This is a genomic window from Deltaproteobacteria bacterium PRO3 (assembly GCA_030263375.1).
Classification (GTDB): domain Bacteria; phylum UBA10199; class UBA10199; order DSSB01; family DSSB01; genus DSSB01.
This window is the reverse complement of record SZOV01000011.1, coordinates 11,807-27,715: the sequence shown is the minus strand read 5'-3', so window position 1 is coordinate 27,715 and position 15,909 is coordinate 11,807. Positions and strand designations below refer to the sequence as shown.

Genomic DNA, 15,909 nt, shown 5'->3' with positions numbered 1-15,909 from the left:
AGGTCAAACAAGTGGAGCCGCTATATTCCACAAGTTTTTTAAATATGCAAAAAAAAGATGTCCCTCGCCAGGCATTCGAGGTCGCTGAGGGAAATTTTTGCCTCCGAAGGAAAATTGGGACAGGGTGGGCCTGGGAGTGCCGGGGATTCCGCGGCCGTCCCGGCAGGGCCAGGAAAAGGATCGGAAATGTGACTTACGTCGAAAAGCTGAATGATAATGGCATGTTTTTGTCATAGGCGCTAAAATCGTCCTGAGATTAACGAAGCGGGTCCCTTTGAGGTCATTTCCGAATGAAGATGGATTCCGAAGCGAAAATTGCCTTAAACCGCCTTCGGCGCGCCCTGACGGCCTTGGCGCTCTTGGGCATGTCCCTGGGCGTGGCGGCGCCCGGCGCCGCGCGGGCCACCGAGGCCTTCGGCGGCGTCGGCGTCCTGCTCGACTTCGATCCTAACAATCCGCAGAGCGTCCTGATTTTTTCGGTCAGCTACAAATCGCCGGCGGACAAGGCCAAGGTGAGGCGCGGCGACCGCCTGTTGAAGATCGACGGCGGGGACGTCACGGGGCTGACGCTCCAGCAGCTGGCCGAGAAGATCCGAGGCCCGATCGGCACCCAAGTCCTCCTGACGGTGCAGGGGCGCGACGGCAGCGTGCGGGACGTCCCGCTGACCCGCGAGACGATCAAGAGCGGCCCCATCGTCTCGGTGCCGCCGCCCAACGTCGCGGCGAGCGGCGTCTATTTCACGCCGGAGGAGAAGGAGCTGATCAAGCAGAAAATCTCCGGCTTGACCACGGACGAGCAGCGCGAAAGGATGATGAACCTGCTCAAGGCCCTCAAGGCCAAGCAGATCACCAAGGCCGCGTTCATTAAATTTTTGAAAAGCGACTTCTAGGAGAATCCATGCCCAGCCAAGCGTCGAAACAGCTCGAGACCTTTCCCAATCCGAATCCCGACCGCGACTACGAGATCGAGTTCGATTGTCCCGAGTTTACCTGTCTCTGTCCCAAGACCGGGCAGCCGGACTTCGCAACCCTGCATATCCGCTACGTCCCGGATCGAATCTGCGTCGAGCTGAAATCGCTCAAGCTCTACCTCTGGTCCTACCGCAACGAGGGGGCCTTCCACGAGGCGGTGACTAACCGCATCCTCGACGACCTGGTGGCCGCGGTACGGCCGCGGAGGATGGAGCTCTTGGCCGATTTCTACGTCCGGGGCGGCATCCGCACGACGGTTCGGGTGCGTTATCCGGAGGGTTTTTCGGGTTCCCGCGCCGGCCCTGAGGCCGATTTTTCCGAGATGACGCGGGATCTGCCGCTCCCCAAAGGTTGAGCGCAACTTCCTTCCCCCCTTGACGATACGGCCCCGTTAAGCCACAACCCGCATTTTCAAGGATGGACGCATGACTCCCCCCGGACGGATAGGATCGGGTTCGAATCCTCCCATGGAGGCGAATCTCACGGGCGGCGCCGAGGCCGCTTCCGGCGAAGAAGCTCGGCCCGCGGCCCCGCGGCGGCGGCTTCCTTCCCTGTCCGCCATCCTGCGCCCGCGGCGCAACACCCTGTCCGGCCAGACCATCGTCGTCGTCTTCAACCCCGCCGCCCGCGACGGGCGCATCGGGGGCGACCTTCCCCAATTGCTGGAGATCTTGCGAAACTCGGGCGCGAACGTCATCCCCGTCGAGACCGTCCCCGACCTCGAGGCCCGGCGCGAGCGTATCCGCAACGCGGTCTCCGAGGCCCTGCGCGGCGGCCAAAGGATTTTTGTCTTGCCGGTCGGCGGCGACGGGACCATCGGCGAGACGGTGGGCGAGGCCTTGCGAGCTTCGGGCACTTCCTTCGCCCCCGGCCAAGAGACCGTCCCCGGCGTCGAATCACCGAGCGGACGCAGCGTCTTCGTCCTGGTGAAAAAGGGCACCGCGGCCGACAACGCGGTGCAGGTGCATGCGCCCAGCGACCTGCGCGACCTGCCGCGCTTCATCGCCCGTTCGGTCGAGCTGGGCTTCCGCTTTCCGATCGTCGACGGGGCCGAGGCGGGCACGCATTCGATGGGCTTTCTCGCCTCCGGGTATCTCTTCGGCCTGCGGCAGCGCAATCGCGCCGCCAATCCCGAGGGCCTGTTCAACCAAGGATTGTTGAGCTACCTGCGCCTGATCCCGCACGCCATCGCCAACCGCTACGGCCTGGTCGGCGTCGACGTGACGCTCACCCGCAGCACCCTCGACGGCCGCGAGATCGAGCGCGAGACGATGAAGGGCTCGGAGGTGACGGTCACGCCCAACCGCATCCTCGCCTTCGTCGGCGGCGTGCCGGGCGCCTGGGGCGAGACCAAGGTCGTCGTCCTCCCGCCGGGTCCGCGCGGTGTCCTGGCCTTGACCGAATACATCGCCCGCGGCCTGATGACCAAGATCGGCTTCAACCTCGTCGGTCCGCGCAGCCGCCTATGGACCCTCTCGGCGCGGCGGCAGTGGCTGGTCAACCCCGGCGAGAAGATCGAGGTGCGCGCCACGGTGCCCGACAGCCTCGCCTGGGACCTGATCCGCACCTACCAGGACTTCCAGATCCGCATGGGCAACGCCCAGCCCGAGACGCGGGTGCCTCCGGCCAACGAGCCCATCCTCGTGCCCGCCCAGCAGAACGGCGACGTGATTCCGCCGCGCTCCACCTTCACCGTGCACGCGCCCAATTTCACGATCACTCAGCTGGCGGCGCCCAATTCCTTGGCGGTGCGCCTCGCCCGCTCCAGCTGGCTGGTGCGCGGGGAGACGCCGATGATCAGCGACCAACAGCTGGTCTACAACCAGGTGCCCGATTTCGAGCCGAAGGTGATCGAGAACGCCGAGGGGCGCCGCACCGTGCGCACGCCCTTCGTCTCTTTGCCGCGGCTTTATTCCCTGATGCGGCAATACCGGATCTCGCCGGAGCGCGCCGAGTCCCTCCTGACAGCCGCGCAGGGAGTCGAGAACTTCGCCCAGCTGGAGCGACTGGCCTCCGAGGGCCTCACCATCGAGAATTTGGAGCGTTGGCTGCAAGGCGACACCGGCCGGCAATGGGCGCAGGAGAACCGCGACGGCCTGCGCGCACTGCGCGAGCGGGTGCTGCGCGGCGGTCCGCCGCTGGCCACGGGCATCGCCGCCTTGATCGGCGCCGAACGTCTGGCCGACATCGTCGGGCTCGATCCGGTGCGCCAGCGCGAGCTGCGCTTCGCCTTCGTCGTCTACCTCTCGCACGCCGCGAGCGCGAGCACGCATCGCCTTTGGCAGGTGACGGCCAACGCCCTGCTGCGGCAGCCCTATCATTTGGCCTCGCTGCGCACCGTGCGCATCGCCGGCGAACGCCTGGGACAATGGACTTTCCTCGAAAGGCCCTCCTACGCGGGGGCCCTGGGCGAGAGCGCCTTGCGCGGCCTGGGCTGGGAGGCCGGCTTCGGCCGCACCCTGCTGCGCCGCGGGGTCTCCTTGGCGACGCTGCTGCCGCGCTCCGCCTGGAACATGGGCGAGGGCCTGATCTTCAGCCGCATCGCCGAGCGCCTGACCGATTCGATGCCCGAGGGCTCCGCGCTACGGCGCTACGCCCCGACCGCGGCCTTCTTCCTGCCCGACGTCGCGCGGATTGCGCTGCCGAGCCAGAGCCTGCGCCTGCTCGAGTCGCGGCCGATGCGCCTCGCGGGACGCGCCTTCGCCGCGGGCTTCATCGGCGACCTGGGCTTCACCGGCATCCGCCGCCTGCAGCTGGGCGAGCGCGCCACCTACGAGATGTACACCGACCTGCGCGCGGCCGAGCTGCGCCGGGAGCGCGGCGAGATCGGCGCCTTCAGCTGGCGCAACATCCCGCGCCTGCTGGCGCCCTCGATCTCGGCCTACATCGACAGCCACGAATTCCTCTTCGGCTCCTCCAACGAGGTGCGCAACGAGATCCAGCGCCAGGACCAGCGCCAGAGCTCGCTGCTGCGGGACGCGATTCGGCAGGAGATGGCTTGGCTGCCCGCGGCCCTGGGCGGCAGCGCCGCCGAGGTCTTCGGCCGGGAGATCGCGCTCACGCCGCTGCAGCGCGACCTGCTCGACCAGCTGGAACACTGCGCGGGCCGCGGCCGGCTGCGCGCCGGCGCGGACATCGAGGAGACCGCGGCCTACCTGCACCGGCAATTCCGCGGTGTGATTGCCAGCCGGGAGGAGGCTAGGGATCACGTGCTCCACATCTACGCCTATCGCCTCCAGCAGGCCGCCGCGCAGCTGCACGGCCTGGAGATCCCGGAAAACAACGAGATCCGCCGCCTCTTCGACGCCCGCGGCGTCCTGCGGGCCGGACAAGAAGAGTCCTTGCAAGCCTGGGTCGGCGGTAGCACAATGCCCTTCGCCCGCGTGGCGAGTCTATGACCCCGAAGAAATCCCTATTTATCCTGTGTATGTTGGCGGCGACGGCGTTGGTCGCGGCCTCCCGGGCGGAGGCGCGCGAGATCCTCGGCAGCAGCGAGGCCGAGGCCGCGCAATGGGCCCAGGCCCAGGGCTATCAGGCGCAGGCCCCCGCGAAGGGCGCCTCGGGTTGCCTGAAGGACCGGCGCTACGTGCCGATGAGCGGGAAGGGGATGCAGGTGACGGCGGCCTTCTTCCATCCCCTCTATCAAGTGGACACCAAGATGGTCGCGATGGTCGAAATCGTCCCGCAGGCGCCGATCGGCAAGTCCCAGGCCGAGGCCCTGGCCGTCCAGGCCGCCCCGATCGCGGGGACGCGTCCGCCCACCCACCGGCAAAACATCCCCACCGGGAGTGACCCTTGCGCCCCGCCGAACGGCGGCTTCGAGGGACGTTATACCGACGACTACATCGTCGAGTATTTCTACGCCCCCGACCGCAGCCGCATCGAAAAGATCCGCGTCTACAACGAAAATATCCGCTAAGGCAGGAAGGTCTCGACGTAGCCCATCTTCCACTGCCCGTCTTCCTTGAGGGCCTTGGACTTGAGGACGACGTCGCCAGAGGTCATCTCGACCTCGGCCAGTTCGGGGCCCTCGTTCAGTACCTTGTAGGAGGCGCCGGGCGCGACGATGTCGAGCTTGGAGGAATTGCGAAAGCTGCGCCAGAAGCCGATGCGGATCGGCATTTGATTTTGCACGAAGAGGTCGCGGACCTTGGCGGGATCGAGCTTTTCGTCCTCGGCGACCATGGTGACGAACTTGTCCTGGCTGGTCTTGGTCAGGCTGGCCCAGGCGACGTCGTACTGTTCTTTGGAGATGGCGTCGAAGAAGCCCTTCACGGCGTCGACCGGGGTGGCGAGCTTGGGGGCGGCGGCCGGTGCCGGCGCGGGGGCTGCCTCGGTCTTTTCGGCCTTGGCCTCGACGGGCGCCGGGGCGGCGGGGGCCGCTTCTTTCTTTTTTTCGCCCAGGCAGGCGGTGCTGAAGGTAAGCAGCAAAATCAGGGGAATCAGGGATTTTTTGGAAATCATCGGCGCCTCCTTTGGAACGTTCTTCATAGCTTAAACGCCCGCCTTCGATCCAATAAAATAATTCGGACTTTTCAAAGCGGGCCTTTCGTTCTAAGGAGGCGGCAACGATTCCTGACGGAGAATTATTATGACCCCGAAAAAGCTCCAAATCACCCTGTGCAACACCTGCGTCCGCGACAATTACGGCGAGGGGATCTTCGCCACCACCGACAGCGTCGAGCGGGCCTACCGCGAACGGCTTCAGGGCCTGGGCGCCGACCTGATGCCGGTGTTCCGGCGGCAGAATTGCTTCAACCTCTGCGAGAATTACTATTGCGTGCAGGTCGACGACCGCGAGACGGGCGTCCTGCTCAAAAAGATCTCCGATCCGGACAAGATCCATTCGGTCTGCGAGTGGGTGAAGACCTGTGCGCAGAGCGGAAAGTTCGAGATCGCGGATTCGCTGAAGAGCCACCTGGCCGAGACGGTCAAGGTGACGGCGTAACGAAAATCCAATTACAATTGAAAATCGACGACGATCGCGTCGTGGTCGCTGCAATCGCGGCCGTTGTGCTTAAGATTGCCGACGACCTTGGGGGAGTACTCCGACTTCACCAGCTTGAGGTCCTTGGCCGCGAACCAGTCGATCTTGAAGCTGCACTTGCCGTCGTTCTTGGCGCAGGCCCAGTCGATGAACTTGAAGCACCAGTTGGGCACTAGGTCGCGGAGGTTCTTGATCTTTTTCAAGTCCTCGACGTGGTAGTGCAGGGTGCAGACGCCGGGCTCGTTCCAGTCCAGGTAGTTGAAGCCGTGCTTCTCGAAGGTTTGGAAGAGCTGGCGCTCGAAGAGGCGGCCCGGGTAGGGGTAGACGTTGGCGATGACGTAGCGCACGCCCATCGCGACCCGCACCCAAAAGCCCCAGATCGCCCAAAAGGCGTTGCGCGAGTTGTAGGTGGTGGTGTTGAGGTCGCCGCCGAACAGAGAGGGCAGGGGCGGCAGCTTGTCCAAGTAGCGCATGATGGTGCGCATCTGGTCGCGGCGGTGGCGCTTGCTGGAGTGCGCGTCGAGGTGGGCGCAGATCGCGCGGACCTCGCCCTGCGGCAGGACGACGGTGCAGGCCAGGGCCTGCTGCGAGCCGAGGCGCTTTTCCTTCCCCTTCATCTTGTCCTTGGCGTTGTGCAGGACGATGCGGTGGAAGTCTTTGATCGGGTAGCGCGAGAGGATGGCGTTGCCGTGGATGGCGAGGGTGTTGTCGCCCTCGAAGTGGTCCTCGGTGCCGTTGCCCTTGCAGAGATTGAGGTAGGTCGGGACGAAGTAGTAGTTGAGCTTGAGGGCCTGGGCCAATTCTTTGGCGACGTTGCGGTTGCCGGAGCGCACCATCCCCATGTCGGTCTCGGGGATGAAGAGGATGTCGGCCTCTTTGAGGACGGGGTGATGCCCGAGGGTGTGGAGGATGCCGTCGAACTCGATGCCGCGCTCGATGTTCCAGGTGATGGCGCGGTAGCAGGGCTTTGGGCCCGCGGGGGGCGCGAAGAAACCGGTCTCGTAGCCTTGCAGGACGGCCTCGATCTCGGGCTGGACCCGCTGGTAGACGGGGTGGCGCTTCAGCTCTTTGGAGTCCCGGGCCCGGCTTAAGTCGGGGAAGTGGGGGCTGAGGTTGTGATGCAGGGTGACGGTCTCGCTCATGGGAAGGGTGGAGTCCCAAAATTGCGCGGGAAAATCAAGGGCAAGGTCGCGAAATGGCGAATTAAATTGTGCTGGAATGTTTGGAAATTTTTAAACGATAATGCCTGGGGGAACCCAAGAGGGGAAGATTGACAGGGGAATGGAGATTAGGTACCAGGGTTTTCCTAAAAATTTGGAAGGCTTAGCCTTTCAAGATATTCCGGCTTAGCTCAGTCGGTAGAGCAAGCGGCTGTTAACCGCTAGGTCGCAGGTTCGAGTCCTGCAGCCGGAGCATTTCCGAACAAGAAGCCCTTTCAGTGAATGGCTGGAAGGGCTTTTTTCTTCCAAAATCCTATCCCAATCGAAAAATCTGCGGCTTTGCATTCCAGGGGATCGGCGAAAAACTCTTTAGCAACCTTTGTTCAATTTTCTGGTTCTTCCCCAAGTTCCGTTCCAGCCCGCAGTTTGTTCAAGTACGCCGTATATCCAAAAAACCGCCCCCTTTTCCGTCCCGTGCTCTCCGAGAGTATCTTCAATTTCTCAAGAGTGCCGATCGCCTTCAAGGCGGTCGGCTTCGAGGTGTCCAGCAGCTTGACAGCTTGGGCTGTGGTTAGAATGGGATGGGTGGGCAACAATTCGAAGAGCCGCAAGGTGAATACGGTGGAGGAAGTCTCTCGCAGGACCCTGGCACGGTCCTTCGTGACGAGAGAGAAAAGATCTTTTGCGAGGGATGTCGCCTCTTCGGCAATCTCCATGACGCCGGTCAGGAAAAACTTCGTCCAGGCCTCCCAATGACCTTGAGTGCGAACGTCGCCGAGCAAACGGTAATACTCTTGGCGGTGACGTTTAAAATAGAGACTCAAATACAACAAAGGCGCCTTCAAGAAACCCCAATACTCCAGCAGTAAGGCGATCAGCAGCCGGCCGATGCGGCCATTGCCGTCCAGGTAAGGGTGGATCGTCTCGAATTGGACGTGGATCAATCCGATCCGGATTAAGGGAGGCAATTTATCGTCGCTGTGGATGTATTTTTCCAAATCGGTCAGTAGCCGAGGCAATTTTGTCGGGGGAGGGGGGACGAAAACGGCGTTGCCCGGCCTCGAGCCTCCGATCCAGTTTTGGCTTTGACGGATTTCGCCGGGGCTTTTGTTGCCGCCCCGGGCGCCTTTCATGAGCCGTTTGTGCGCCTCGTTGAGAAGACGCATGGAGATCGGCAGGCCCTTCTTGTCGGCCAGTTGGCGGCGGGCGTAATTGACGGCTTCGAGATAGTTGCAGACCTCCTCGATGTCAGGGTTTTCGCTTTTCTCGAGATGGTCGTTGGCTTCAAAGGACAGCAGGTCGATGAGCGTCGCCTGCGTGCCCTCGATTTGCGAGGAGGTCACGGCTTCTTTGCGCACATAGGCGTAGAGAAACCAGTCGAGCGAGGGCACCATTTGGCTAGCCAAGTCGAGGCCGGCCAGCTTTTGCTCGGCATGAATCAGCAGCCGTTGAGCCTGTTCATCAACGGAAAGCTTGGGATCGGCCGGGGGCAGCGGGTAGGGCGTGAAGACCGCCACCGTCTCTCCCCCCACCGCGGCGCGATCGTATTGGCCGGTTTTTCGAATCATAACTTAGTAAAGAAATCTTAACTAAAATTTAGTATAAGTAAAGATATCTTTACTGAAAAACTTCTTGGTCAAGAAGGCTTGATTTCGCCGGGCTCCCGCCCATAGTCGGGCATTTTATCGGAAATTTCACGAACCCCGGCAATTTTCACGACAGTAAAATTTTCACGATTCCGTGGATATCGGCGAAATCACAAGCCGTCGGGATGATGCGGCTCCCTCACCCATTGACAAATGCGCCCCCACCGGGTCTCTTAAGCCATGGCCGAAGCCTTCCAATCGTTCCTCAAGGCGGTCCAAGCCGGCGCGGGGCTTTCTTGGCAAGGGATCCAGTCGCTTGTCGAGTGCCAACCTCGCTACCTTTCCATACTGAACGGCATCGTCGGCGACACGCTCGCCAGGCACAAGAGCCGGCTCGCGATTCCCATGTCCCTGCGGGGCGACATTCGGGGCGACAAGGTTTGCGTGTTGGTCCACGGCCTCTGTGATTCCGAGACGACCTGGAGCTTCCCCGAGGATCCCGCCCGCGACTACGGCTCGCTGCTTCGAGAACAGTTGGGCTATGCGCCGCTCTACCTCCGCTACAACTCGGGGCTTCACATCTCCACCAACGGTCGGCGGCTGGCTCAATTGCTCGCCGAAAAATGGGCCTCCGAAGGGGCCTCGGTCCGGGAATGGACCTTCATCGGTCACAGCATGGGCGGTTTGGTGGTACGGAGCGCCTGTTACTACGCCAAAAAGGCAAGAGCGCCCTGGATTCAACGGGTGAAGAAAATCTTCCTCCTCGGCGCGCCCCACCGCGGCACCGATCTCGAAAAACTCGGCAACCTGACCAGCGCGATCTTGAGGGTGATTCCCAATCCCGTGACCATGGGTCTCGCGGCCTTGGGTAATTTGCGCAGCGCCGGCATCAAGGACCTGCGTTTCGGTTATCTCTTGGACGAAGATTGGAAAGGCCGGCACGCCGACGAGCTTTGGAGGGACAACAGCCACCCGGTCCCCTTGCTGGAAGGGGTGAGCCATTACCAAATCGCCGCGACGCTGGCGAAAAAATCGGATCATTTTCTCGCGCATTATTTCGGCGACGGCCTGGTCCCCTCGAGGAGCGCGGCGGGCCGGAGCTTTCGCAAATCCAAGACCATCCCTTTTTCCCCCGAGCATTTCAAGGTGCTCAAGGGCCTTTCGCACAGCGAATTGGCTCACCATGACGAAGTCTACGAACAATTGCGGGCCTGGATTCAAGAGCCTTGAGGGGCCGCCGGCCGGGGAACGCTCAGCCGACTCTGCCGCCTCGGCCGGATCCTCGATGGCGGCGCCGTCTCCGAAAGGGCCGCTTCGGTCCGAGCTTGTAGGGGCGATTCTTCTCTTTGTCCTGCCTGGGGGACTGCGCGGGGCCCGATTCGGGACGCGGCGCCGCCTGCGTCGCCAAGCCCGGCATCTGCGACACCGTGAGCTGCTTGCGGATCAACCGCTCGATCGATCGGATCTCGCCCTTTTGGTCCGGCGTGGCGAAGGAGATCGCGCGGCCCTTCCGCCCGGCGCGGCCGGTGCGGCCGATGCGGTGCACGTAGTCCTCCGAGTTGGTCGGCAGGTCGAAGTTGACCACTGCCTCGATCCCGTCGACGTCGATGCCGCGCGCGGCGATGTCGGTCGCCACCAAGACGCGGTACTTGCCCGACTTGAAGCCGCTCAGGGCGTCGCGGCGCTGGGCCTGGCTGCGGTTGGAATGGATCTCGGCCGCCTTGTGGCCCATCAACTTCAGCGTGTGCGCCACCTTGCGCGCGCCGTGCTTGGTGCGCAGGAAGACAAGCATCGTTCCCGAGATGTCCTGCAGCAACCTCTCCAACAGCGACAGCTTGGTCTCGCGCGGGATGATGAAGATCTCCTGCTCGATATCCTTCGCCGTCGTCCCGGCCGGGGCGACCTCGATGCGCACGGGCATCGCCATCACCGCCGTGGCAAGCTTCAGGACTTCCGGCGACATGGTGGCCGAGAACAGCAGCGTCTGGCGCTGCTTGGGCACCAGCTTGAAGATGCGGTTGAGCTGCGGCGCGAAGCCCATGTCGAACATCCGATCGGCCTCGTCCAAGACGAGGATGCCGACGTCGTCCAGGTGGACGCGGCGGTTCTCCAGCAAATCGATCAGGCGGCCCGGCGTCGCGATCAGGATGCGCGGCTTCCGCGCGAGATCGCGGATCTGCGCGTGGATCGACACGCCGCCGATCAGGCAGGCCGTGTGCAAGCCGAAGGCGCGGCCCAAGGGGGCGAGGGTCTCTTGCACCTGTAGGGCCAGCTCGCGGGTCGGCAGCAGGATCAGCGCGCGGCCGGGAAAGCGGTCGAGGCGGTGCAGCACCGGCACGCCGAAGGCGAGCGTCTTGCCGGTGCCGGTCTGGGCGATGCCCAGGATGTCCTTTCCCTCCATGCCGATCGGGATCGATTGGTGCTGGATGGGGGTGGGGGTGGTGATCTTCATCCGCTGCAGGGCCTGCAGGAGTTGGGAGGGGATGCCGAGCTCGGCGAAGCCGTTCGCGGGCGTGGGAGTCTGTGTCATATTTTCCTATTCGTGGTGAAAAACTCGAATGACTCTCGATGCGGGGGGATTGACACGGGGGCAAGCCACGGGACGCAGGCAATTTGCCAGAAGAGACAGGTAGAGCTTTCGTTTATCCGGACGGGCCGGATAGCACCTGGGTATCGGAGTAGGCAATCATTTGTTGCGGGCGCCCCGAAATCGGCCGATATTGGCGCATGCCCTCTTGGCTGAAACCCGGGACCGCCTTTCTCCTCTTGGCCTTGGTCTTTGGCTCGGCATTCCTCGCCTTGCTGCCTCCCTTCCAGGCCCCCGACGAGCCCTTTCACCTGCTGAGGGCCTATCAGATCTCGACGGGCCAATGGGGGGAGACCCTGGAAGACGGGCGTCGCGGGGCCGTCGTCCCCGCTTCGGCGATCGATTTCTTCTCGGCCTTCCAGCATGTGCCACTGAAGCCCGCGGCGAAGGTCTCCAAGGAAGAAATCCTGGGCTTCCGCGAGCGGCCCCTCGAGCCCAAGGCGACGCGCTTCATCGGCTACGCGACCGCCCTGGCGCATCCGGCCTGGCCCTACCTGCCGCAGGCCCTCGGCATGGGCCTGGCGCGGGCCCTCGAGCTTCCGACTTTCTACCTTCTTTACCTGGGAAGGTTGTTCAACCTGCTGGCCTGGGCGGCCCTGGTCTACGCGGCGATCCGCCGCACGCCGATCCTGCCCTGGCTGCTCTTCCTCCTCGCCTTGACGCCCATCTCGCTGCAACAGGCCGCCTCGCTCTCGCCCGACGCCGTCACCAACGGCCTGGCCTTCCTCCTCTTCGCCGGCCTCCTGCGGCTGTGGCTGGCCCCCGAGGAAGTTCCGGCGCCCGCCGCCCTCGTCGGGACCATGGCCCTAGGCCTCTTGCTGACCTTGTCGAAGTTCGCCTACGGGCTGCATGCCCTGTTGTTTCTCCTGATTCCTTGGCAGCGTTTCGGCTCGCGGGGCCGTCGCCTCCTCGGCATGGCGATCTTTCTCGGCCTGAACCTGGCCTGGATGCTCCACACGCTTTGCTCGGGAGGCGACCCGGCGCGGGCCGGAGGCGAGGGGAGGTTCTTGGCCCTCTTGCAGGACCCGGTGCATTTCTTCGAGGTGGGGCTCGACACGATCCGCGTCTACGGACTTTTTTATTTGGAGCAGTTTGTCGGCCGGCTGGGCCACCTCGACACGAATCTGCCGCGGGCCCTGATCGTCTATTATTGGCTGCTCTTGATGGGCGTGGCCCTCCTCGAGCGAGAGCCGGGCCGAGGCCTGAAACCGGCGGAGAGGGCCTGGATCGCGGGGGTGCTTCTGGCGGAAGTCGCGGCGATCTGGATGGGGCTTTTGCTCACCTACAATCCGGAAGGCGCGGAGTTGATCCGCGGCGGGCAGGGCCGCTACCTGATTCCCTTGGCGCCCTTTTTCTTCTTGCTGCTCTATCGCCCCGCTGCGGGAGCGGGGTCGCGGCGCTGGATCGCACTGGTCTGCGTCTATTCCGCGGCCATGGCCTTGACCGTCGCGCTGTTCAGCCTGACGCGCCGGTTCTACGGATGAGTTTGGGGGCAGCCACAAACAAGAAATCGAGAAGGTACCCATCGTCCAATTTTCGTCCACGGGTAGGGAGCAGTAACAGAAAAACTTCCAAGAAATCATGATACCCTTTGGCTGGCACGCCCTTGCGTCTCTCGGGCGATGTGTCCCGCGATGCCTACCAGTTTTTCCCGCAGGAGATCTTTCCCGGCTATGCGCACCGCCGGCCGGAAGAGTCGGTTCTCTCCGATATCGAATCGCCCTGGGTCCGAGGGCCGGTCAAAGGGTGAGGAAAGTTCACCTACGATTGGTGCAAGAAAAATTAATACAATACTGAAGGCAAAAAAGCACCGGTTGGCTCCTGATACCATCCGCGCTTCATCAGGGTCATGGGGAATGATACCTTCAGGCCTTGATCGAGACACCACCGCAGTAAAGACCCATTACGGGTCGGCAGGAGAAAGATTCCCATGCCGAAATCCGGCGCGGCCGCGATCAGGGCCTTAAGGGCATCGTTGTTCTCGGCCACCGCATGGCCGAGAAACCCTATCCCGGTGGCATAACCCGCGACCTCCCCTGCCTTCTCCACTACTTGCGCCGTGCCCTGAAAAATCGCGTGGCGCAATTCACCTTCACGTTCGTAACCATGTAGGGCACGATGCAAGGCGTTGCAGGCCGCGAGATCTCCCTCCACGGCCGGCCGGACGGTAAATCCCGGCAAGATCCTTTTTAGCGGGGCCCCTTTCATCACCGATAGGGGTTCCATCGCATCGAATCCCAGCTTGGTATAAAGCGAAAGTGAACGGTTGTGATAGGCCGCTTGCACCAGGCGAACGCTCCGAAACCCTTGCGTTTCGGCCCGCTTCAGGACCCACTCCATCATGCGGCGCCCCACAGCAGCGTCCTGGGCCTTGGGATCCACCGTGATCGGGCCCACGCCGGCAACCTCTGACAGCTCCCAAAGGAAATTGCTGCCTACGGGCCGGCCTTCTCGCTCTGCGACAACGGAAAAACAGCCCGGCATTTGGAACAACTTGGAAAGGAGGCCCACTGCTGCCTCCACTGAGGGAAAATCAGGGGGGAAACCATGTCGCTCAGCGATATTTTTGAAGGCTTCGTAGCAAATCCTGCCGCAATCTTGGGCATCCTCGGCCTGCCCGGGGCGTAATTGAATGTCCATGAATCCTCTCTATTTTGGAATCTATCTAACTTAATAAAGACCGCACTTCCAAGTCTATTCGGCCGCAATGGCCCTGACCGTCGCGCTGTTCAGTCTGACGCGCCGGTTCTACGGATGAGTTTGGGGAAGAAGGGAAGGGGCGCGCGCGCCGTCCTCGGCTCCCTGGACGGCCTCTTCCGGCGTGCGTACGCTCAAAAAATAACCGAATAAAAAGCCGGGCCATAGACAAAGAAACAAGCGGTCGACCGAGGTGCCGATGTGCCAGTCGAGATTGTGCGGCGTCGCCAAGTAGACGGCGAAGTAACCGCAGGCCATCAAGAGCAGCGTCCAGAGCGTCGCGGCGGCCGGCGAGCGCGCGGCCTTGGCCTCGGTCCGTCCCATCCACAAGGCGTAGGGGATCATCAGCAGGGTGAGGCTTAGGCCCCACTTCCCGAATCCGAAAAATGTGTGCCAGTAGGCCGAGAGGATCTTTCGGTAGCGTTCGAGGTTGGTGAAGTTCGCGAAGTTGTAGAGGACGCCGCGGGTCTCGAAGATCGTGCGCGGCGAGGAATAGAGCTGCGTCTTGACGTAGAGCACCACCGCCATCACCGGCAGCAAGCCCGCCGTCAGCCACAGGGCCTCCGCCAGGGCGCGCCTCCAGCCCGAGCGCAGCAGCGTCGTGCCCAGGCGCGCGGCGTAGAAGCAGAGGATGAAGAGCAGCCCCTCGTTCTTCGTCCAGGCCGCGAGCCCCGCCATCGTCCCCGCGAGGACCAGAAAGCGCGGCGAGCCCGAGGGCTCGGCGTCATGGCGGGCGGCGGCCGCGAAGGTCGCGAGGAAGAAGAAGGCCAGCGGGATGTCCGAGTACTGCGAGACGCCGTGGGTGAGAAAAAACGGCGTGCCCAGCAGGAGGATCCCCGCCAAGTAGCCCTGGGTCTTGCCGCGGGTCCGCGCGAGGGCGGAGGTCAGCAGCACGACGGTGCCCAGCGCGAAGAGCATCGCGGTCAATCCCGGGATCCAGCGCGACTCGGCGCCGACGAAGCCCCAGCCGGCGGAGACCGCCATCGGCCACAGCAGCGGATAATTCAGGGGGTTCCAGTAGTCGGGGTGCAGGGCGTTGGCCCACTTCTCGCCGCCCCAAAACACGAAGCGGGCGCGCAGGTTCCAGTGCGACCAGGCGTCCCAGTTGCCGTGGGGGTTTTTCCAAAAATAGAAGACGAAGACCACCAGCGCGGCCGCGAGCGCGAGAAAGAAATAGGCCCGGGCGATGGGCGCGAACTCTTCCGAACCCGGCGCGCCGTCCGCCGCCGGTGCCGCGGCCGGCCGCCGCAGCCAGAAGGCCGCCGGCCCCAAGGCCAGCGAGGCCCACATCAATAAGTTAAAGGGCGAGCTCCAGCGCCCCTCGGCCATCAGCCAAAAAAACATCAGGAAGGAGAGAAGGGCCAGGCCCAGGCCGACACCGAGGCTCAGGCGCAGGGCCAAGGACGAAGGCCTCAGGTCGTCGCGGGGCCAGAAGAGGTTGGCGGCGAAGAGGCCCAGCGAGAGCGCGACGAAAGGATAGAGCACCAAAGGAAGGCTCACGGCGCCTCCTTTTTGAAGAGCCGCACCTCTTCGCCGAAGTCCTTGAGCAAGACCAGACCCTGTCGCCGCATCTCCTGCTCGAGCAGTGGCGTCCACGGCAGCACGCTCACGACGTAGCGGGTCGGCCTGCGGTCGGTGACGATGGCCGGCGCCAAGATGTACTGCGTGAGCTGGAAGTTCTTCTGCAGCTCGCCGTTGCTGGGGTCGGAGTGGTCGCCCAGGTAGCCGACCGCCTCCTCGCCGTGCAGGGCCGTCTTCAGCGGCCGCAGCCGGCGCTCGAATTGGGTGATGAAGTCGATCCCGGTCCAGCGCCGCGTCTTGGGCCGCCACTCGATCAGCGCCGTGAGCGTCGCGTAGAGGGCGGGAAGGATCAGCACGAGCAGTCCTAATTTGACGTAGGCGGGCTTGCGGGCCATGCGG

Annotated in this window: 14 protein-coding genes and 1 tRNA gene; 8 read left to right on the top strand and 7 right to left on the bottom strand. The window is 63.2% G+C overall.

Annotated elements, in window-relative coordinates; genetic code table 11:
• Positions 1-290: 290 nt before the first annotated feature.
• From FBR05_03520 to FBR05_03505, 4 genes are all read left to right on the top strand, one after another.
• Complete coding sequence (locus FBR05_03520) at positions 291-890, top strand: PDZ domain-containing protein (GenBank protein MDL1871254.1); 600 nt, start codon at positions 291-293, stop codon at positions 888-890.
• A gap of 8 nt (positions 891-898) precedes the next feature.
• On the top strand, positions 899-1,327 hold the full coding sequence (gene queF, locus FBR05_03515) for an NADPH-dependent 7-cyano-7-deazaguanine reductase QueF (GenBank protein MDL1871253.1): 429 nt from the start codon (positions 899-901) through the stop codon (positions 1,325-1,327).
• A gap of 112 nt (positions 1,328-1,439) precedes the next feature.
• Positions 1,440-4,370 carry a hypothetical protein gene (locus tag FBR05_03510; protein ID MDL1871252.1) on the top strand — a complete coding sequence of 977 codons (2,931 nt, stop codon included), beginning with the start codon at positions 1,440-1,442 and terminating at the stop codon, positions 4,368-4,370.
• A complete protein-coding gene (locus tag FBR05_03505; GenBank protein MDL1871251.1) occupies positions 4,367-4,891 on the top strand; it encodes a hypothetical protein in 525 nt (174 codons plus the stop codon). Before FBR05_03510 ends, FBR05_03505 begins: the two co-directional genes overlap by 4 nt.
• Here the strand turns inward: FBR05_03505 and FBR05_03500 are convergent.
• Positions 4,888-5,463 (bottom strand): hypothetical protein, encoded by a 576-nt coding sequence (locus FBR05_03500; GenBank protein ID MDL1871250.1) that lies wholly within the window; start codon positions 5,461-5,463, stop codon positions 4,888-4,890. The two genes, FBR05_03505 and FBR05_03500, sit on opposite strands and share 4 nt — an antisense overlap.
• 100 nt (positions 5,464-5,563) lie before the next feature.
• On the opposite strand from FBR05_03500, the gene FBR05_03495 reads away from it, so the two are divergent.
• On the top strand, positions 5,564-5,920 hold the full coding sequence (locus FBR05_03495; protein ID MDL1871249.1) for a hypothetical protein: 357 nt from the start codon (positions 5,564-5,566) through the stop codon (positions 5,918-5,920).
• 11 nt (positions 5,921-5,931) lie between these two features.
• Here FBR05_03495 and FBR05_03490 read toward each other — a convergent pair whose 3' ends face one another.
• Complete coding sequence (locus tag FBR05_03490) at positions 5,932-7,101, bottom strand: hypothetical protein (protein MDL1871248.1); 1,170 nt, start codon at positions 7,099-7,101, stop codon at positions 5,932-5,934.
• A 198-nt stretch (positions 7,102-7,299) separates the two neighbouring features.
• Between FBR05_03490 and FBR05_03485 the strand changes: the two genes are divergently transcribed.
• Positions 7,300-7,372, top strand: a tRNA-Asn gene (locus tag FBR05_03485).
• Positions 7,373-7,502: 130 nt separating this feature from the next.
• On the opposite strand, the gene FBR05_03480 is transcribed toward FBR05_03485, so the two are convergent.
• The gene (locus tag FBR05_03480; GenBank protein MDL1871247.1) at positions 7,503-8,687 is read right to left on the bottom strand and encodes a Fic family protein; all 1,185 of its coding nucleotides are present in this window, start codon (positions 8,685-8,687) and stop codon (positions 7,503-7,505) included.
• 258 nt (positions 8,688-8,945) lie between these two features.
• Between FBR05_03480 and FBR05_03475 the strand changes: the two genes are divergently transcribed.
• The gene (locus tag FBR05_03475) at positions 8,946-9,935 is read left to right on the top strand and encodes an alpha/beta hydrolase (protein MDL1871246.1); all 990 of its coding nucleotides are present in this window, start codon (positions 8,946-8,948) and stop codon (positions 9,933-9,935) included.
• 22 nt (positions 9,936-9,957) lie between these two features.
• Here the strand turns inward: FBR05_03475 and FBR05_03470 are convergent, their stop codons facing one another.
• Positions 9,958-11,235: a DEAD/DEAH box helicase gene (locus tag FBR05_03470; protein ID MDL1871245.1), complete on the bottom strand. Its 1,278-nt coding sequence runs from the start codon at positions 11,233-11,235 to the stop codon at positions 9,958-9,960.
• Between the two features lie 197 nt (positions 11,236-11,432).
• Here FBR05_03470 and FBR05_03465 point away from each other — a divergent pair, with 197 nt between their 5' ends.
• The gene (locus tag FBR05_03465; protein MDL1871244.1) at positions 11,433-12,776 is read left to right on the top strand and encodes a DUF2142 domain-containing protein; all 1,344 of its coding nucleotides are present in this window, start codon (positions 11,433-11,435) and stop codon (positions 12,774-12,776) included.
• Between the two features lie 298 nt (positions 12,777-13,074).
• Here the strand turns inward: FBR05_03465 and FBR05_03460 are convergent, their stop codons facing one another.
• From FBR05_03460 to FBR05_03450, 3 genes are all read right to left on the bottom strand, one after another.
• Positions 13,075-13,932, bottom strand: coding sequence for a GNAT family N-acetyltransferase (locus tag FBR05_03460; GenBank protein MDL1871243.1), 858 nt, complete (start codon positions 13,930-13,932; stop codon positions 13,075-13,077).
• A 108-nt stretch (positions 13,933-14,040) separates the two neighbouring features.
• Positions 14,041-15,489 carry a hypothetical protein gene (locus FBR05_03455; GenBank protein ID MDL1871242.1) on the bottom strand — a complete coding sequence of 483 codons (1,449 nt, stop codon included), beginning with the start codon at positions 15,487-15,489 and terminating at the stop codon, positions 14,041-14,043.
• A complete protein-coding gene (locus FBR05_03450; GenBank protein MDL1871241.1) occupies positions 15,486-15,905 on the bottom strand; it encodes a hypothetical protein in 420 nt (139 codons plus the stop codon). Before FBR05_03450 ends, FBR05_03455 begins: the two co-directional genes overlap by 4 nt.
• Positions 15,906-15,909: the final 4 nt, after the last annotated feature.